Origin of the sequence: Acidovorax sp. (genome assembly GCF_021287135.1) — a bacterium.
Lineage (GTDB): Bacteria > Pseudomonadota > Gammaproteobacteria > Burkholderiales > Burkholderiaceae_C > Acidovorax.
Genome location: NZ_JAJTBB010000085.1, coordinates 1 through 17705, shown reverse-complemented (window position 1 = coordinate 17705; position 17705 = coordinate 1). Strand labels below are relative to the sequence as shown.

The 17705-nt window shown below is 66.1% G+C and carries 14 protein-coding genes; 5 read left to right on the top strand and 9 right to left on the bottom strand.

What is annotated here, in order from left to right:
- Nucleotides 1-51 precede the first annotated feature (51 nt).
- The 8 genes from LWW96_RS19735 to LWW96_RS19700 all read right to left on the bottom strand — a co-directional run bounded on the left by LWW96_RS19735 (nucleotide 52) and on the right by LWW96_RS19700 (nucleotide 10185).
- The gene (locus LWW96_RS19735; protein WP_291489567.1) at nucleotides 52-1200 is read right to left on the bottom strand and encodes an SGNH/GDSL hydrolase family protein; all 1149 of its coding nucleotides are present in this window, start codon (nucleotides 1198-1200) and stop codon (nucleotides 52-54) included.
- Between the two features lie 4 nt (nucleotides 1201-1204).
- Entirely contained in the window at nucleotides 1205-1357 is a 153-nt protein-coding gene (locus LWW96_RS19730; protein WP_291489566.1) for a DUF5989 family protein, read from the bottom strand.
- Entirely contained in the window at nucleotides 1357-1770 is a 414-nt protein-coding gene (locus LWW96_RS19725; RefSeq protein WP_291489565.1) for an SxtJ family membrane protein, read from the bottom strand. The genes LWW96_RS19730 and LWW96_RS19725 overlap by 1 nt, the downstream gene beginning before the upstream one ends.
- Before the next feature lie 4 nt (nucleotides 1771-1774).
- Complete coding sequence (locus tag LWW96_RS19720) at nucleotides 1775-3604, bottom strand: carbamoyltransferase (protein WP_291489564.1); 1830 nt, start codon at nucleotides 3602-3604, stop codon at nucleotides 1775-1777.
- 55 nt (nucleotides 3605-3659) lie between these two features.
- Nucleotides 3660-4883: a sialate O-acetylesterase gene (locus tag LWW96_RS19715; protein WP_291489563.1), complete on the bottom strand. Its 1224-nt coding sequence runs from the start codon at nucleotides 4881-4883 to the stop codon at nucleotides 3660-3662.
- Nucleotides 4884-4977: 94 nt separating this feature from the next.
- Nucleotides 4978-6462 (bottom strand): metalloprotease TldD, encoded by a 1485-nt coding sequence (gene tldD, locus LWW96_RS19710; protein WP_291489562.1) that lies wholly within the window; start codon nucleotides 6460-6462, stop codon nucleotides 4978-4980.
- A 99-nt stretch (nucleotides 6463-6561) separates the two neighbouring features.
- A complete protein-coding gene (rodA, locus tag LWW96_RS19705) occupies nucleotides 6562-7734 on the bottom strand; it encodes a rod shape-determining protein RodA (RefSeq protein WP_291489561.1) in 1173 nt (390 codons plus the stop codon).
- 48 nt (nucleotides 7735-7782) lie between these two features.
- Nucleotides 7783-10185, bottom strand: coding sequence for a serine/threonine protein kinase (locus tag LWW96_RS19700; protein ID WP_291489560.1), 2403 nt, complete (start codon nucleotides 10183-10185; stop codon nucleotides 7783-7785).
- 99 nt (nucleotides 10186-10284) lie between these two features.
- Here LWW96_RS19700 and LWW96_RS19695 point away from each other — a divergent pair, with 99 nt between their 5' ends.
- A complete protein-coding gene (locus LWW96_RS19695) occupies nucleotides 10285-10872 on the top strand; it encodes a YqiA/YcfP family alpha/beta fold hydrolase (protein WP_291489559.1) in 588 nt (195 codons plus the stop codon).
- A 40-nt stretch (nucleotides 10873-10912) separates the two neighbouring features.
- Here the strand turns inward: LWW96_RS19695 and LWW96_RS19690 are convergent, their stop codons facing one another.
- Nucleotides 10913-12484, bottom strand: coding sequence for a Wzy polymerase domain-containing protein (locus LWW96_RS19690; protein WP_291489558.1), 1572 nt, complete (start codon nucleotides 12482-12484; stop codon nucleotides 10913-10915).
- Between the two features lie 96 nt (nucleotides 12485-12580).
- Here LWW96_RS19690 and LWW96_RS19685 point away from each other — a divergent pair, with 96 nt between their 5' ends.
- The 4 genes from LWW96_RS19685 (at nucleotide 12581) to mtgA (ending at nucleotide 17355) form a co-directional block, all read left to right on the top strand.
- Entirely contained in the window at nucleotides 12581-14659 is a 2079-nt protein-coding gene (locus LWW96_RS19685) for an RNB domain-containing ribonuclease (protein ID WP_291489557.1), read from the top strand.
- 31 nt (nucleotides 14660-14690) lie between these two features.
- Nucleotides 14691-15551: a TonB family protein gene (locus tag LWW96_RS19680; RefSeq protein WP_291489556.1), complete on the top strand. Its 861-nt coding sequence runs from the start codon at nucleotides 14691-14693 to the stop codon at nucleotides 15549-15551.
- Nucleotides 15552-15627: 76 nt separating this feature from the next.
- Entirely contained in the window at nucleotides 15628-16476 is an 849-nt protein-coding gene (aroE, locus tag LWW96_RS19675; protein WP_291489555.1) for a shikimate dehydrogenase, read from the top strand.
- A gap of 144 nt (nucleotides 16477-16620) precedes the next feature.
- Entirely contained in the window at nucleotides 16621-17355 is a 735-nt protein-coding gene (gene mtgA / locus LWW96_RS19670; protein ID WP_291489554.1) for a monofunctional biosynthetic peptidoglycan transglycosylase, read from the top strand.
- The last annotated feature ends 350 nt before the right edge of the window (nucleotides 17356-17705 follow it).

The window sequence follows — 17705 nt, the reverse complement described above, 5'->3', positions numbered from 1 at the left end:
CCGCCGGCCACCCCCTCGAGGAGGCGGGGTGCCCGCGCCCTCCTGGTTCCCTCAATCGGCCTGCGGGGTGCTGCTCAGCCGGGGAAGGAGCGCCGTGAACATCGCACCGGCAATCACAGCATTACCCTTGTCCCCGAAATGAAATTGATCCAGGAACATGTCTTCCGCAGAACCGTACTGATCAAAAACTCCCGCCAAATTCACAAACTTGAAATTGCGGGCATCCACCAAGGAAAGTCTTTTAACGATGGCTTGATAGCACTCTTCATAGTACGCCTTGGATTTGGACAAGAAGTCCCGCTCCCTCGGCGTAAGAGGCTTTTTTGTCACGGAAAGCGTTGGCTGCAGGAAGAAAACCCATGGCACGCCCTTGTCTTTCAACGCGTGCGCGCCCAACCGCGTATTCTTTTCCAATCGATACGCAACCATATCCGACGGCACCGGCCCCTCAACAGGCTTCGCCTGCGGCAGATCCGCCAACTCCTTGCGGCCGGCCATCCGCAGGCCCTCGTTGGCCAATGTCCGGTAGTAGTCATCGGCAAAGGCGCTGAACCATAGCACATTGCGGCCCGCATCCCCCCAGAAAACATCGTTGTTCCCCGAGAGAGACAAAATCAGATCTGGTTGCAACTCCGAAAGATAGTTCTCAATAGCAATCCGCTCTTGCGTGGAAGCCCAGGCAGGATTCGCAAACGTGAAGACTTCGTAATGCAGGTTTCTTTTCTGGGAAAGCTCATCATTCAGCCGTTTTTCCAACAAGCTGCCGATCGTCGACTCCTGGCTGGGCGCGCCCGAGCCATACGCCGTGGAGCCACCCGTCAAAAAGATGCGGTAAACGCCTTTCTGTTTTGGCATTTGCAACTCCTGCTTGTTTCGCATTTGCCAGGAGTTGATGTAAGCGTTGAGATGGTGCCCCGGCGAAGGCGCCGTTCCGACAAAGGGGGTGGGTTGGTTCGGAACCGACCAACTGATGGCACCCGCGTCGACAGAAGCGGCCGTGTACGCTTTTGCGTAGTTTTTGCGCTGCTCATCATTCAACGGCGTGACGGCCAAGACGCTCGCAAGGTTCTCGCCCTTTTCCACCCACATGACGACGTTTCTGAATCGCTCACCCGCCACATAACGGCCTACCCCATACCCCGCCGCCACCAGTCCGCACAAAACCAGCGAGGGCAGCAGTATGTAAGCAATCTTTTTCATTCGATCAGAACAAAGTGTAGATAAACGGCGCAAAAACCGAGCCATGGCCAAAGACAATCAAGGTCCCCAGCAACAGCAGGACGAGCAAGATGGGAATCAAGACGTACCTCTTGTGCTCGCGGAAAAAAAGGAAAAGCTCCTTCACAAGTTCCAACATCAGAATTGCCTTTCCATATGATTTTCTTTTCTTGATTGCCGGTCCGTCCGGTAGGTGCTCGCCCCGCGGTCCCACGACTTTTTGAGGGTATCCCGGCCCAACAACCGCATCACAAAACCCAGGGGGGTAAACACCAGGAAAAACACTACCCCCAGGACAATCCGTGTATTGATCCATTCCAGAAACCGCGCAAAGCGCATCCAATACCGGTGCACGCCGCCCAGTGCAGAAGGCCAGAGAACGGCAAGGACCAAAAAAAATGCTGCCACAAGCCATGGCCAATAGGCCCACTTGAGCGACCACCACCACGGCAGAAGCGCACCGACCACCAGGCCGAAAAATCCGGCCATGACATAGCCGAACTTGCGCAGCTCCGCCCTCTCAACGACATCTTTATTTGCCATCTTCACCATTTCGTCAGTCCAGGGCCAACGCCCCTGTGCGGGGGGCAATTTTCAGATCTGCCTGCTCCGCCTTTTTCAGGAGGACATTTCCGAGCACCAGATAGTCCATGTCCGTACCCATGAAACAACGGAAAGCGTCCTCTGGAGACCCCACGATGGGCTCTCCGCGCACATTGAAGGAGGTGTTGACCAAGACAGGACACCCCGTCTTTCGCTCAAAAGCGCTCAACAACCGATAAAACTCCGGATTGCTTTGCTCGTTCACGGTTTGCACCCGTGCAGAGTAGTCAACGTGGGTCACCGCGGGAATGCTCGAGCGGGTCTGGTAAAGCTGCTCCAGCCCCTGCAACTGCTCGTTCGGCTCGTGCCGGATGGTATCGTGGACCTGTGCCACCAGAAGCATATAGGGGCTCGGTCTGTCCAAGTGGAAATACTGCCCGACCGCCTCCTCTTTGACCGCTGGGGCAAAAGGCCTGAAAGACTCGCGAAACTTGATTTTCAAGTTCAACTGCGACTGCATGGCACTGGAGCGGGGGTCCGCAAGGATGGACCGCGCCCCCAGGGCGCGAGGGCCAAACTCCATCCGGTTCTGGAACCAGCCCACGACATTTTCCTCCGCCAGCAGGCCCGCGACGACGTCATACAGCTCGTCCATCTCCATCACCGAGTAGCGGGCCCCCAGCTTGTCAAGGGTTGAGACGACGTCCTGCTCGGTGTAGCGCGGGCCCAGCAGCGATCCCTGCATGCGGTCGCCCCCGGGCACGTAAGCCCGTTCCTTCTTGTGATAGGTGTGGTACGCGGCATAGGCAGCGCCCAACGCCCCCCCCGCATCCCCCGCCGCGGGCTGGATCCAGATGTCCTTGAAAATCCCTTCTCGCAACAAACGACCGTTGGCGACGCAATTGAGCGCCACACCACCCGCCATGCAGAGGTAGTCCGCGCCTGTCTCTTTTCTGAGTTGCCGGGCCAGCTTGAGGACCACCTCCTCCGTGACCACCTGGATAGAGGCAGCCAGGTCCATATCCCGTTGCGTGGGCACGCTTTCCGGGCCGCGGGGAGGCGCGCCGAACAAATCAGCAAACTTCTGATTTGTCATTTGCAGACCGGTGCAATAGTCAAAATAATCCAGATTCAGGCGAAATGAACCATCGTCTTTGAGATCCAGAAGATTTTCTCGTATCAGTTGAGCATGAACCGGCTTGCCGTATGGCGCCAGCCCCATCAGCTTGTATTCCCCAGAATTCACCTTGAACCCTAGGTAATACGTAAAAGCAGAATAAAGCAACCCCAGAGAGTGCGGAAAATCCAGTTGCCACAACGGCTTCAGCTCCGCCCCTTGCCCCATCCATGCCGAGGTGGTTGCCCATTCCCCCACGCCATCCAGGCACAACACTGCTGCGTTCTCGTACGGGCTGGGGTAGAAAGCCGATGCAGCATGGGACTCATGGTGCTCGCAGAAAAGAATGGGAGGCAGATCGGCCTCCTGACACTCCAGCAGGGCCGCAAGCTCCTTCTGGAGCGTCCGCTTCAGATAGAGCTTTTCCTTGAGCCACACCGGCAATGCGGTGACGAACGACTTGAATCCCCGCGGCGCATAGCTGAGATAGGTATCCAGCAGCCGCTCGAATTTCAAAATAGGCTTGTCATAGAAGACAATCGAATCCAGGGACCGTACATCAACCCCTGCTTCCTGAAGGCAATATTGGACCGCATTGCTGGGAAACCCCGCATCGTGCTTCTTTCTCGTGAATCGCTCTTCCTGCGCGGCTGCGATGATCTCACCCGAACGCAGCAGCGCAGCAGCGCTATCGTGGTAATACGAAGAAATCCCCAATATATTCACAGCTTACGCCTTATTCAAATTCATCCGGGTGCACTTGCCAGCACACCAGCAAGACCTACCAAATGACCGCGCACGAAGCACTCTTGCAAACGCCATCGTATCGATAAGTCACGGGGAGTGCACCCTGAGTGAGCCAGCGCCGCCCGGCTTCTGCATCGCAGCAATGAAATTCCCAGATGCCATCGATCATCGCGGCCCGCTGGGCATCCGTCTCCCTATTCGCTCGAGGGCCAGAATCTCTGCTCTTTTGCGCGCCCAGCCTTTCGAAGGCTTGGAACACCTTCTTTCCAAGGGTAAATTGCGCATATTCATCGAAGTGCACCCCGCCAACGACCAGGTGATCCGAAAACTCATCCGTGTCAATGACCTCAACCTTGCTGAAAGATCGGGCCAATTCATTTTGCGCAGAGCGAACGTATTTCCGATGCGTCCACAATTTGTTGTCCTGGATCCTGCCGACAACCAGCGGCACATCGGGATCTTCAGTACACCCCATGCGATAAAGATCCCCCCGGATTTTCCTCACAAACTCTTGAATATTGCTCTTGTATTCCTTCGCCCACGCCTCATGCAGGGCATCTGTTTCTCCCTGCATGAAAAATATCCCGGCGACATTCAGACGCACACTCTTTCTTTTCGAATTGTGAGCCTCGGCAATCAATCTCAGCAACTCAGCGTAAAGCCGCCCCGAAGGACTCCAGCTGTCTGCGGCCGGGTCAAAGTGCAGCGACGTGTTCGACACCGCCAGCTTGGCAATATAGCTATCCTGCGGAGGCTTATTGTTCAGCATGGATGCCAGCGAAAGCTCGGGGCCAAAAAAATCTCCCGCGCTCACTCCGAAGGGGAAGTAACGTGCATTTTCCGAAAAATTCTTGTATCCAAATCCGGCCTGGGCGACATGCCATTGCGCGTACTCGCTCCAGCGGACACGCGCTGATTTTCTCTCATCGTCATTGCCCGCAACGCCGATGGGCGCGCCGCGTACGCCGTAAATCTTCACATTTTGGTACGCTACGCCACTGCGGACCTGATCGAATTTCCCGGACACAAAATCCTTGACAGTGGCAAGCCCCACGGCATTTGACTGTCCCGCGATGACATACAGGCTGCGTACCGGCACGTTTTTTCCACCGGCGGGAGCCGGGTAGCACGCCTGTGCATGCGCCGCGCCACCGGCCACCAGAAAGGCCAGGCAAAAGGACGCCCCTCCACGACGAGCGCTTTTGGAACTCCCGCTTGGTTTCATTTGTCGACTGCCAGCCAGGTCAGGGCGCTGCATTCGGCGGCCACCTAATCCACCCGGAAGCCGGCCGGTGCCACGCAGACCGGCTGCGTGGCATCGCGCGCGGCTCCCTGCGGGCAGAGCACCCCGCTCAAGCCGTGCCCCCCACCGTCAGCCCCTCGATGCGCAAAGTGGGCTGGCCCACGCCAACGGGCACGCTCTGGCCCTCCTTGCCGCAGGTGCCCACGCCACTGTCCAGGCGCATGTCGTTGCCGATCATCGTCACCTTCTTGAGCGACTCGGGGCCGCTGCCGACGATGGTGGCGCCCTTGACGGGGTATTGGATTTTGCCGTTTTCCACCCAGTAGGCTTCGCTGGCGGAGAACACGAATTTGCCGGAGGTGATGTCCACCTGCCCGCCGCCGAAGTTGCTGGCGTACAGGCCCTTCTGGATGCTGGCGATGATTTCCTGCGGGTCCTTGTCGCCGCCCAGCATGTAGGTGTTGGTCATGCGCGGCATGGGGATGTGGGCATAGCTTTCGCGCCGGCCGTTGCCGGTGGGCGCCACGCCCATCAGGCGCGCGTTCAGCGCGTCCTGGATATAGCCCTTGAGGATGCCGTCCTCGATCAGTACGTTGCGCTGGCTTGCATGGCCTTCGTCGTCCACATTGAGCGAGCCCCGGCGGTCGGCGATGGTGCCATCGTCCAGCACCGTGACGCCCTTAGCCGCCACGCGCTGGCCGATCATGCCGCTGAAGGCACTGGAGCCCTTGCGGTTGAAGTCGCCCTCCAGCCCATGGCCCACGGCTTCGTGCAGCAGGATGCCGGGCCAGCCCGAGCCCAGCACCACGGTCATCTCTCCCGCAGGGGCGGGGCGCGACTCCAGGTTCACCAGGGCAGCGTTCACCGCCTCGTCCACGTAGCGGCCCATCTGCTCGTCATCAAAATACGCCAGGCCGAAGCGGCCGCCACCGCCGGCCGAGCCCATCTCGCGCCGGCCATTCTGTTCGGCGATCACCGTCACCGACAGGCGCACCAGCGGACGCACGTCGGCGGCCAGCGTGCCGTCCGCCCGCGCCACCAGCACCACGTCGTATTCGCTGGCCAGGCCCGCCATCACCTGGACGACGCGCGGGTCCTTGGCGCGGGCCCGACGCTCCAGCTTTTCCAGCAGCGCCACCTTGGCGGTGCTGTCCAGCGAGGCGATAGGGTCCAGACCGGGGTAGAGGCTGCGCGCTGCAGCTATCTTTTTAGGAGCTACTCGCGCTTTACCACCCTGGGCTGCAGCCGAAATTGACCGCACCGTGCGGGCGGCATCCAGCAGCGAGGCCTCGGAGATGTCGTCGGAATAGGCGAAGGCCGTCTTCTCGCCGCTCACCGCGCGCACGCCCACGCCCTGGTCGATGCTGAAGGAGCCCGTCTTCACGATGCCCTCTTCCAGGCTCCAGCCCTCGCTGCGCGTGTACTGGAAGTACAGGTCGGCGTCGTCCACCCGGTGGGCGCGAATCTCGGCCAGCGCCCGGGCCAGGTGGCTCTCGTCGAGCCCGAAAGGCGTCAGCAGGAGTTCACGGGCAATGTCGATGCGCTGGCTGGTGGCTGCGCGCTGCGGCGCGGCAAGGGGGGAGCGGGAAGTCATGCGGGCATTTTAGAGGCGGGGCCTGTGCCCCCGGCCCGCGCAGGCGATACCCCTATGCCCTGTGCCGCCTGCGCGCACGGTTCCACGGGGCCAAGCGCTTTACAGCGCGGGCGGCGCCTCCTGCGGCTCCTGCTTCTGCGCGCGGGCCACCGACATCAGGATGCCCAGGGCCAGGCCCAGCGTCACCATGGCCGTGCCGCCATAGCTGATGAATGGCAGGGGCACGCCCACCACGGGCAGGATGCCGCTGACCATGCCCATGTTCACAAAGGCGTAGGTGAAAAAGATCATCGATACGGCGCCGGCCATGAGCCGGCTGAACAGCGTGGTGGCGCCCGCCGCAATGGCCAGCCCGCGCCAGACCAGCAGCAGGAAGCACACGATCAGGAACAGGTTGCCCGCCAGGCCGAACTCCTCGGAGAACGCGGCGAAGATGAAGTCCGTGGTGCGCTCGGGAATGAACTCCAGGTGCGTCTGGGTGCCGGCCATGAAACCCTTGCCCCACAGGCCGCCCGAGCCGATGGCGATCATGCCCTGGATGATGTGAAAGCCCTTGCCCAGCGGGTCGCGCGTGGGGTCCAGCAGCGTGCAGATGCGCTGCTGCTGGTAGTCGTGCAGCACCACCCAGCGCACGCCGTCGGCGCACAGCTGGTCGCCCAGCAGCACCAGCGCCAGGGCCCCGGCTCCGCCGATGAGCACGGGCGGGAGCACCAGTTTCCAGGACAGGCCGGCAAAGAAGATGACCGACAGCCCCGCCGCCAGCACCAGCAGCGAGGTGCCCAGGTCCGGCTGCTTCATGATGAGCCCGACGGGCATGGCCAGCAGCAGGCCGGCGGCAGCAAAGTCCAGCGGGCGCAGCGTGCCTTCGCGCTTCTGGAACCACCAGGCCAGCATCAGCGGCATGGCGATCTTGAGAATCTCGCTGGGCTGGATCACCACCCCGACATTGATCCAGCGCTGCGCCCCTTTCTTGGTGATGCCAAACAGCGCCACCGCCACCAGCAAGGCCACGCCCGCCGCATACAGCGGCACGGCCAGCGCCATCAGCTTCTGGGGCGGCACCTGGGCCACCATGAACAGGATGGCCGCGGCAATGAGCATGTTGCGCCCGTGGTCCACAAAGCGCGTGCCGTGGTCGTAGCCGGAGGAATACATGGCCAGCAGCCCGGCGCAGGCCAACAGCAGCACGACCAGGATGAGGGGAAGATCGAACCCGCGGAACAGCGGGACAAAACGCTGGGCGAGCGTGGGTTTATCAAAAACGACGGCCATGGCGCAATTATCGGGGGCGCGCACCGCACAGCCCCCGCCCGGCCGGCCTCAGCCGGCCTGGCGAAAGGCCATCACGGCCTGGTTGCGCAAGGTCCGCAGCAGGCCCAGGGCCCTGTCATCGACCACGATGCCCCCGGGCACGGCCTGGTCGGCGTAGATCAGCGCGAAGGTCTGCCCCTTGATCTGCAGCGGCAGCAGCAGGAACGACGGCGCGTTGAGCCCCGCGCGGTACCACGGCGGCAAACGGGCTTGCATGCGCGGGTCGGCCGCGTCGTTGATCAGCGTATCCGCGCCGCGCAGGCACACGGTGGCGAACAGGTCGCCCGCGGCCCGCAGGGGAATCTTCATGGCCCGCACCGCGGCTTCGCTGCCTTCGCCCAGGCCGAAGCGCCCGGTCAGCGTCTCGCTGCGGGTTTCGCGCAGGCAGAACACCATGCGCCGCACGCCCAGGGCGCGGAACATGGTTTCCAGGATCATGCGCAGCACGTCGTTGAGCTGAAAGGTCTCGACCATGGCGTTGGTCACATCCTGGATGCCGGCGGTCAGCACGTCGTGGACCTGCGCCAGCGACACGGCGCCACCGGCCTGCGGCTGCAGCACCGTGGGCAGCGCCGGGGCGGTGCTGGCGCGCAGCTCCAGGGGTTCGAGCCCGTCGTCCGGCGCCAGCGCCCCGTCCTGCGCCGCCGCCGGGAGCTGCAGCAGCCGGGCCGCCGCCGACCCGGGCTCCACCCGCAGCTCCAGCGCGTCGGCCAGGGCCACCAGCTTGTGGCGCGCGCGCAGGGTGGCCTCCCCGATCGCCTCGGCGGACAGGCCCAGGGTGCGCGCATAGCGGGTGCCGATCTGGCCCAGCAGGGGCGCCACCCGCGCAGGATCGTTCGCCAGCAGCGTGCCGGCGACCTCGTTGGCAGCCAGCGCCACCCACCGCAGCCGCTCGGCGCCCTGCTCCGGCGGCCGCTGCGTGGGCGAGCCCAGCGGCTTGCGCATGCAGCGCTGCAGGCTCTCGGGCAGCCCCCAGACGCGGGCCACGCCCACGCCCAGGTCCTCAAACCCCAGGCCCAGCACCTGCAGCGCCGCCGACTCTTCACCCTGCACCCGGCCAGACGCCAGCAAGGCGCGCACCTGCCGCGCCTCTTCGGGGAAGTAGAACTCGCACAGCATGCGGCCCAGGTTCTGGAACATGGCGCCGATGAACGCCTCCTCGGCCGCCTGGGCCGTGGCGCACAGCTCCGCCGCCACCGAGCCGGCCATCATGGCCCGCAGGAACTCCTCGCGCATCTGGCTGGCATGCGCCTTGTCCTGCATGTGGTCCAGCAGCACCAGGCTCAGCGCCATGTTCCGCACGGCGTTGAACCCCACCAGGCTCACGGCGCGCGAGACGGTGCTGATGGTTCCCCGGCTCGCGTGGGCGTAGTGCACGCTGTTGACCAGGCGCAGCAGCTTGTGGGTCAGGGCCACGTCCTTGAGGATTTCGTGCGTGAGGTCGCTGATGCTGTCGTCTTCAGACGTGGCCACGCGCTGGATGCGCGCCACCGAGTCCGACAGCGCCGGAAAGTCGCTCTTGTGCCGCATGCGGCGCAGCAGAAAATCCAGCGTCGCGTTGCTGGCGGCCGTGGGCGCGCTGGCGGGCGCGGCCCAGGCGCGCAGGGCGTCGCGGAACTCCGCCGCCGACGCGTACCGGCCGCCGGGCTCGCGCGCCAGCGCCCGCTGCACGATGGCCCGCAACCCGTCGTCCGCGCCCGGCCCCAGATCGGCCGCGGGCCCCGGCGCCTCCTGGCGCCCCGCCGGGGCCGGCGGCTGGCCGGTGAGCATCTCCAGCAGCACCAGCGCGGCGGAATACACGTCCATGGCAGGCGTGGACACAGCCCCGGCGGCCGCCTCGGGCGCCTGGTAGGCGGGCGTGCCGGCAGACGCCGCCGGAGCCACCGGCCCGGCCATGCCGAAATCCATCACCCGGGCATGGCGCTGGGCGTCGATCATGATGTGGGAGGGCTTGAGGTCGCGGTGCACGATGCCCGCCTGATGCGCGGCCTGCAGGCCGTCGAGCACGTCCACCAGCAGAGCCACGGCGTCGTGCGGGGCGCAGCGGCCTTGCTGCGCCAGGTGCTCGGCCAGCGTGCAGCCCGGCACGTACTCGAAGACGAGGAAGGGCTGGCGGCCCTGCACATCGGCCTCGAAGACCGGCACGATGAAGGGGTGTGCCAGCCGCCCCACATGGCGCGCCTCGCGCAGCCACTGCGCCAGCAGCAGCGGATCTTCTTGCGGCAGGGGCGGCAGCAGCTTGATGACCACGTCGCGCTCCAGGCGCGGATCGCGCGCCAGCCACACCCTGGCCTGCGCGCTGCGGCCCAGCTGGCGCTGCAATATGAATCGCCCCACGGAGGCGGGAGGCTTGTCGGTGGTGGATCCCAGGGCCCAGCGTTTGGCGGCGGAAAGCGGGGCAAAATCGGTCATGGCGGGGGATCGAGGATCAGGCTCAGCCCCGGGATACAGGGCGCGTGCCCCATCTTATGCCCCGCCCAGCCCCTTCCATAGCGGTGATTCCCCTGCCCCATGACCACCACCCACCTTCTGTACCTGCACGGCTTTCGCTCGTCCCCCCAGTCGGCCAAGGCCCGGCAGACGGCGGCCTTCGTGGCGCAGCACCACCCGGCCGTCACCTTCTGGTGCCCGCAGCTGCCGCCCTCGCCGCGGGAGGCCATGGAGAGGGTCGCGCAGGGCATTGCCGGGTGGCCGGATGCTGCGATGGCGGTGGTTGGCTCGTCGCTGGGCGGCTTTTATGCCAGCTGGGTGGCGCAGCGCAAGGGGTGCGCCAGCGTGCTCATCAATCCGGCCGTGCACCCGGCGCGCGACCTGGCGCGCTACATCGGCGAGCAGACGGCCTGGCACGATCCCGCCGAGCGCTTCTTCTTCCGGCCCGAGTTCATTGAGGAACTGCGGGCGCTGGACGTCTCGGGCCAGCCCGCCGCGGGCCCGGAGCTGGCGCTTATCGCCCAGGGCGACGAGGTGCTGGACTGGCGCGAGATGGCGGCCCGCTACCCGCAGGCCCGGCAGGTGGTGCAGGCGGGCGGGGACCACGCCCTGTCGAATTTCGCCGACTACCTGCCCCAGGTGGCCGCCTTCCTGGAACTGGCGCGCTGATCCCCGGCCGAGGGCGTGCGACCGGCCGGCTTCCCGCGCATCAAGGGCCGGAAGCCCCCCGCGCGGGCGGCGCCCCGCCCGCTGCCTTCCAGCGGCGGTAGTCGTCGGGGTAGGCGATGCGGTAGCGCTGCAGGTGGAAGGCCGCCTCGTCGTCCCGGCCCAGCATCACCGCGCTTTCAATGAGCAGCTCGATGACACGCGGCTCGGGCGAATAGTGGAGCAGTTGCCGGGCCAGGGCGTTCAGCTCCGCGGCGTTCTCGCGGGTCAGGCCGGTGGTCGTCAGCCGGGCAAAGTCGAGGGTGCTGGAAAACAGCAGCGACCGCGACACCTTGGCCTGCGTGTTCTCGCGGTAGGCTGCGGCCCGCTGTGCGGCGGGCTTGAAGATCTGGCTGACGCGGTGGTAGTCCCACGCGGCCACGGCACAGGCGCCCGCCACCATCAGCACAGCGCCCGCCAGCACGGCCGCTGGCACACGCAGCCCCCCCTGCCGCGGCCAGGCCAGGATCACCAGACAAAACAGCGCCACCAGCTGGAACGGCCCGTACCACAGCGGGTACTCCAGCAGGCTGTGCAGCCCGATGAAGGCCAGCGCCCCCCAGGCCAGCTGGCGTGCGGGCTGGGTTTCGCGCCAGGGCCGCGCCCACACGCACAGGGCCAGCGCGCCACCGCACAGCACCAGCGCCGTGGGCAGGCCCAGCTCCACCGCCAGGTGCAGCGGCAGGTTGTGGGCGTTGTCCAGCAGCACGCAGAACCGCTCGCCGGGAAACAGGGTGACGTAGTGCGCGTAGTCCAGCTCGCCCCAGCCCCAGCCCAGCCAGGGCTTCTGGGCGATGAGGGTCAGCATGTTGGACCACAGCACCCGGCGGCTCGTGCACGCGCGGGAGCCGTCGGCAAAGCGGTGGAACAGCGCATCCGCGCGCACGCCCTGCCAGCGCCACAGCGCCTCGGGCAGCGTCCAGGCCGCCAGGAGGAACAGCGCCAGCCCCACGGCGGCCCAGCGCAGCGCGGCGCTTTTGCCCGCCCCGGGCCACAGGGCCACCAGCCCCAGCAGCAGCGCCCACTGCAGCGCCACCGTGCGCGACGCCGTGGCCGCCGCGCCCACGGCCAGCCAGGCCAGCGCCACGGCGGCGGCCACGCTCCAGGCCCGGGGAAGGCCCCGCGCCGGCCCGCCGGCCCTGCCCAGGTCCTGGCCGTGCAGCGGCCGGGCATGCAGCGTCCACCACAGCCAGGCCCAGGCGCCCAGGCTCAGCAGGGTGCCCTGCTGGTTGCGCTGGCGCAGGTTGCCCACCGCCTGCCCGGGCACCGAGGCGTGGATCCACGGCCCCAGCCCCACGTCGCCCACCCCGTACTGGACCAGCCCGATCCCGCTGGCCAGCACCGCAGCCCCGCCCAGCCCGCCGGCCAGCACCAGCGCCCACCAGCGCGCGTCCCGGCGCGTGCGCCCCGGCGCCGGGTGCACCGACGCCGCCCCCAGCAGCAGCAACACGGCCACGCAGGTCCATGAGGCCACCAGCGGCCAGAAATTGGACATGGGCGCGTCCGTGACCGCGAAAAGAAACGGCAGAGCCACCGCCAGCAGGGCCAGCGGCGCGGCAATGGCATCAAACAACATGGGGCTTTCCTGCGGCGCTTCGGGCAAAGCCCTGGATCATAGGTGCTGGCCAGCGGCGCACCGGCCAGCGTGCCTACCCATGGGAGAATCCGCGCCATGCATGCATTGTTTGAAGAAGCCGGCAAGTTCCTGGCCGGCCGTATCCTGTCGGAAGCCGACACCTCCGCCCAGGTGGAGCTCGATTCCGGCAAGCGGGTCAAGGTCAAGGCCGCCAATATCCTGCTGAAATTCGAAAAACCCGCCCCGGCAGAACTCATCGCCCAGGCCCAGGCCGTGGCCGAGACCATCGAGCTGGACCTGGCCTGGGAATTCGCGCCCGAGGACGAGTTCGGCTTTGCCGACCTGGCGCGCGACTATTTCTCCGAGAACGCCACCCTGGCCCAGCAGGCCGGTGCGCTGCTGCGCCTCTACGACGCGCCGCACTACTTCCGCCGCGCGGGCAAGGGCCGCTTCAAGAAGGCGTCGGCCGAGATCCTGCAGCAGGCGCTGGCCGCCATCGAGAAGAAAAAGGCCCTCCTCGCGCAAATCGACGAATGGGCCGCACAGCTGGGCCGGGGCGAATGCCCGCAGCCCATCCGCGAGCAGCTCTACAAGATTTTGTTCAAGCCCGACAAGAACGCGCCCGAGTACAAGGCCGTGGTCGAGGCCAGCCGCGCCACGCACACCGCGCCACTCGATCTGCTGCAAAAGGCCGGGGCCATCGACTCGGCCTACCAGTTCCACTGGAAGCGGTTCTTGTTCGAGAACTTCCCCAAGGGCACGGGCTTCCCCGCGCTCACGGCACCCGCCATTGCGGACGAGCTGCCGCTGTCGCCCGCGCAGGCGTATTCCATCGACGATTCGCAAACCACCGAAATCGACGATGCCCTGTCCGTGCAGGGCCTGGGCACCGGCACCGTGGTGCTGGGCATCCACATCGCGGCGCCGGGGCTGGCCATCCAGCCCGGCAGTGCCATCGACCAGCTCGGCCGCGCGCGCCTGTCCACGGTGTACATGCCGGGCTACAAAATCACCATGCTGCCCGACGACGTGGTGCAGACCTACACGCTGGACGAAGGCCGCGCCAACCCGGCCGTGTCGCTGTACGTGACCATCGACGAAGCGACGCTGGAGTTCAAGGGCTCCGAGACCCGGCTCGAGCGCGTGCACGTGGCCGCCAACCTGCGCCACGACCAGCTCGACAGCGTGGTGACGGAAGAATGGCTCACCAACCCGGCGTTTGAGCACCAAAACGACCCGCAGCGCTTGTCAGACCTGCGCGGGCAGCTATCCTTTTTATACCGCCTCGCCAGGGACCTCAAGGCCCGCCGCGAGGTGGTGCGCGGCAAGCCCGAGAACTTCAACCGGCCCGACTACAACTTCCGCCTGGTCGGCAATGATGGCGCCGAGCCCACCGGCAACGAGCAAGTGCAGATCAGCGTGCGCCAGCGCGGTGCGCCGCTCGATTTGATCGTGGCCGAGGCCATGATCGTGGCCAACAGCACCTGGGGCAGCTGGATGGCCGAGCTGGGCGTGCCCGGCATCTACCGCAGCCAGGCCAGCATGGCGCCGGGCGTGAAGGTGCGCATGGGCACCAAGGCGCTGCCGCATGCGGGCATCGGCGTCAAAGCCTATTCGTGGGCCACCTCGCCCCTGCGCCGCTACACCGACCTGGTCAACCAGTGGCAGATCATTGCCTGCGCCCGCCACGGCAAAACCGCCGCGCTGGCCGCGCCGTTCAAGCCCAAGGACGCCGACCTGTTCTCCATCATCAGCAGCTTTGACGCGGCCTACAGCGCCTACAACGGCTACCAGGCCGGCATGGAGCGCTTCTGGACGCTGAAGTACGTGGAGCAGAACGGCATCACCGAGCTGAACGCCACCGTCTTCAAGGAAGGGCCTGGCGGCAGCTTCCTGGTGCGGGCGGATGACATTCCGCTGGTCTTCCCCGTGCTGGGCGCGCAGAACCTGCCGCGCGGCGCGCGCCTCCTGGTCAAGCTGGGCGAGGTGGACGAGATCACGCTGGACATCCACGGCACCGTGATCGAGCGCCTGGACGACCCGCAGGACGCCAGCGACGATGGCCCGGTGGACGATGCCGAGGACGACGACACCGTGGCCGGCCCCATCGCCATTGCGGTGGATGTGAACGAAGCGCCGGCTGCCGACGCCGCGGCCGCTGCCAACGCCGCCTGAGCCCCCGGATCCCCCCTGATAATCGCGGCCGATGAAACTTCCTGCCTTCCTCCGCACCTTCAGCACGCTGCAACTGGCGCTGGGCGTCTCGGTGGCAGTGCATGCCGCGCTCATCTCCGTGCGCTTCATCGACCCCGAGGGCTTCAACCGCGTGTTCCAGGACACGCCGCTGGAGGTCATCCTGGTCAACGCCAAGTCGAACGACCGGCCGGACAAGGCCCAGGCCATTGCCCAGGCCAATCTGGCCGGCGGCGGCGATGCCGACAAGGGCCGCGCCACCAGTCCGCTGCCGTACACGGCGCTCACGACCCTCGGCGATGATTTCGAGGAAGCGCAGCGCAAGATGGATGCGATGCAGGAGCAGCAGGCCCAGCTGCTCGCGCAGCTGCGCAAGCAGCTGGCCACCATGCCGGTGCCCGACCCGCGCCAGGCCGCCCAGAGCGCCGAGCAGGCCAGCGAGCAGGAAAAGCGCCGCCAGCTGGTCAAGCTGCTGGCCGAGATTGAAAAGCGCATCAACGAAGAAAACTCGCGGCCCAAGAAGCGCTACATCAGCCCCGCCACGCGTGAAGAGGCCTATGCCCTGTACTACGACGCGCTGCGCCACAAGGTGGAAGACAAGGGCACGGAGAATTTCCCCGAGCAGGGCGGCAAGAAGCTCTACGGCGAGCTGACCATGATCGTCACTGTGAACCACGACGGGCGCGTGCTGGACACCGAAGTCGTGCAGGGTTCCGGCAACGCCACGCTGGACCGCCGCGCCCAGGCCATCGCACGCGCCGCCGGTCCGTTTGGCACCTTTTCCCCGGACATGCGCAAGAAGGCCGACCAGATCGCCATGGTGGCGCGCTTCAAGTTCACCCGCGAACAGACCCTTGAAACCAGTGTGCGGTAACCCCCTCTGAGTCGCCTGCGGCGCCTTCCCTCAGGGGGCCCCCAGTTCCGCGGCGGCGCCGGCCTCACCCCTTCCCATGACCTCTTCGCCTTCTGCCACCGACCTGTACTGCGTGATGGGCAACCCCGTGGCCCACAGCCGCTCGCCCGCCATCCATGCCCGCTTTGCCGAACTGACCGGCCAGCGCCTGCGCTACGAGCGCCGCCTGGTGGCGCTGGACGGCTTTGCGCAGGCCGTGCGCGACTTCAGGGCCGAGGGCGGCCGCGGCTGCAACATCACCGTGCCCTTCAAGTTCGAGGCGCAGGCCCTGGCCACCACCTGCAGCGAGCGCGTGCATCTGGCCGGGGCCGCCAACACCCTGCGCTTCCAGCCGGACGGCAGCATCCAGGCCGACAACACCGACGGCCTGGGCCTGGTGGCCGACATCACCCGCAACGCCGGCGTGCCCCTGCAAGGCGCGCGGGTGCTGCTGGTGGGGGCGGGCGGCGCGGCCGCCGGGGTGCTGGGGCCGGTGCTCCAGGCCGGGGCCGTCCATGTGACCGTGGCCAACCGCACGCTGGCCAAGGCCCAGGCCCTGGTGCAATCGCACAGCGCCCTGGCTGCGCTACAAAAAGCAGAGCTGCTTGCGCTTTCCCCACAAGCGCTGGAGGCTGATTTTGATGTGATCATCAACGCCACGGCCAGCAGTTTGGCGGGCGCTGAAGCCCCCGTGCCCGCCCACGTTCTGCGGCCCGGCAGCCTGGCCTACGACATGATGTACGGCCCCGCGGCCCAGGGCTTTCTGGACTGGGCCCGCCGGCATGGCGCCGTGCCGCGCGACGGCCTGGGCATGCTGGTGGAACAGGCCGCGGAAGCCTTCCTGCTGTGGCGCGGCGTGCGCCCGCCCTCGGGCCAGGTGCTGCAGGAAATGCGGCAGGGCGCCTGAACCATGCGCGAGCATGAAGCTGCAAAACCGTTCGGGCTGAGCCTGTCGAAGCCCCGCGCCGCGCTTCGGCAGGCTCAGCGTGAACGGTTCTAGTGGGTTCATGCCGGCCCAGACACAAAACCAAACAAGGGGAGACACGCCGCCATGAAAGCCGTGCTGCGTTGGCTGGGACTGGTGGTGCTCGCCCTGGTGGCGCTGCAGCTGTTCTTTGTGCTGCGCATCGCGGCCATGGTGGTGGTCAACCCGCAGTCCACCACCTTCCAGCGCTCCGAGGCCTGGACGCTGCTGTCCGGCACGGGCCATGTGCCCTGGCGCCAGCAATGGGTGCCCTATGCCGAGATCTCCGACCACCTCAAGCGGGCCGTGATCGCCTCGGAGGACGATGGTTTCGTCAACCACGACGGCGTGGACTGGAACGCCATCGAGAAGGCCTGGGAACGCAACGCCAAGGCCGAAGCGCAGGCCACCAAGGCCCTGGCGCGCGCCCCCGACCGGCCCCAGCGCGCCCCCAAGATCCGCGGCGGCTCCACCATCACCCAGCAGCTCGCCAAGAACCTGCTGCTCTCAGGCGAGCGCACCCTGCTGCGCAAGGGGCAGGAATTCGTGCTGACCCTGGCCCTGGAGCAGCTGCTCTCCAAGGAGCGCATCCTGGAGATCTACCTGAACAACGTCGAATGGGGCGAAGGCGTCTTTGGCGCCGAGGCCGCAGCGCAGCACTACTTCCGCAAGAGCGCCGGCAAACTCGGCCCGGCCGAGGCTGCCCGCCTGGCCGTCATGCTGCCCGCCCCCAAGCGGTTCGAGAAGGCGCCGGGGTCGGCGTATCTGGCGGGGCGCACGCGGACGATCCTGGGCCGCATGGGAAGCGCGGAGCTGCCCTGACGGCATCGACGCGGCAGACCGCCCACCGGGGTCGCCGTGAGAGCCTGTTCACAATCTCCCAGGAGTCGCTGCCCGAAGGGTTGGAGCGAAATCGGGCGACTGAACGCCCCGGCTGCTTGCAGGAGCATGAGCCCATGCGGCGCATCCGCAGCACCCACTCGTCCCGATTGCGCTTCAACGCGACCCCTGCGAGATTGTGAACAGGCTCTTAGGGATCCTCTGCACAAATCGAGCGGCAAGTGTGCGCTGCGGATCGGGAGGGGCTGCAAGGCGCAAAACGCAGCAATAGCCGCAGCTATTGCGAGGATTTGCAACGCAGCAGACTGCCCGAGACCGCAGATGCACACGGC

Bases quoted from the DNA above. Each gene is read 5' to 3' on its own strand.
- LWW96_RS19735 (WP_291489567.1), bottom strand. From the start codon at position 1,200: ATGAAAAAGATTGCTTACATACTGCTGCCCTCGCTGGTTTTGTGCGGA.
- LWW96_RS19730 (WP_291489566.1), bottom strand. From the start codon at position 1,357: ATGTTGGAACTTGTGAAGGAGCTTTTCCTTTTTTTCCGCGAGCACAAG.
- LWW96_RS19725 (WP_291489565.1), bottom strand. From the start codon at position 1,770: ATGGTGAAGATGGCAAATAAAGATGTCGTTGAGAGGGCGGAGCTGCGC.
- LWW96_RS19715 (WP_291489563.1), bottom strand. From the start codon at position 4,883: ATGCAGCGCCCTGACCTGGCTGGCAGTCGACAAATGAAACCAAGCGGG.
- tldD (WP_291489562.1), bottom strand. From the start codon at position 6,462: ATGACTTCCCGCTCCCCCCTTGCCGCGCCGCAGCGCGCAGCCACCAGC.
- rodA (WP_291489561.1), bottom strand. From the start codon at position 7,734: ATGGCCGTCGTTTTTGATAAACCCACGCTCGCCCAGCGTTTTGTCCCG.
- LWW96_RS19700 (WP_291489560.1), bottom strand. From the start codon at position 10,185: ATGACCGATTTTGCCCCGCTTTCCGCCGCCAAACGCTGGGCCCTGGGA.
- LWW96_RS19695 (WP_291489559.1), top strand. From the start codon at position 10,285: ATGACCACCACCCACCTTCTGTACCTGCACGGCTTTCGCTCGTCCCCC.
- LWW96_RS19690 (WP_291489558.1), bottom strand. From the start codon at position 12,484: ATGTTGTTTGATGCCATTGCCGCGCCGCTGGCCCTGCTGGCGGTGGCT.
- LWW96_RS19685 (WP_291489557.1), top strand. From the start codon at position 12,581: ATGCATGCATTGTTTGAAGAAGCCGGCAAGTTCCTGGCCGGCCGTATC.
- LWW96_RS19680 (WP_291489556.1), top strand. From the start codon at position 14,691: ATGAAACTTCCTGCCTTCCTCCGCACCTTCAGCACGCTGCAACTGGCG.
- aroE (WP_291489555.1), top strand. From the start codon at position 15,628: ATGACCTCTTCGCCTTCTGCCACCGACCTGTACTGCGTGATGGGCAAC.
- mtgA (WP_291489554.1), top strand. From the start codon at position 16,621: ATGAAAGCCGTGCTGCGTTGGCTGGGACTGGTGGTGCTCGCCCTGGTG.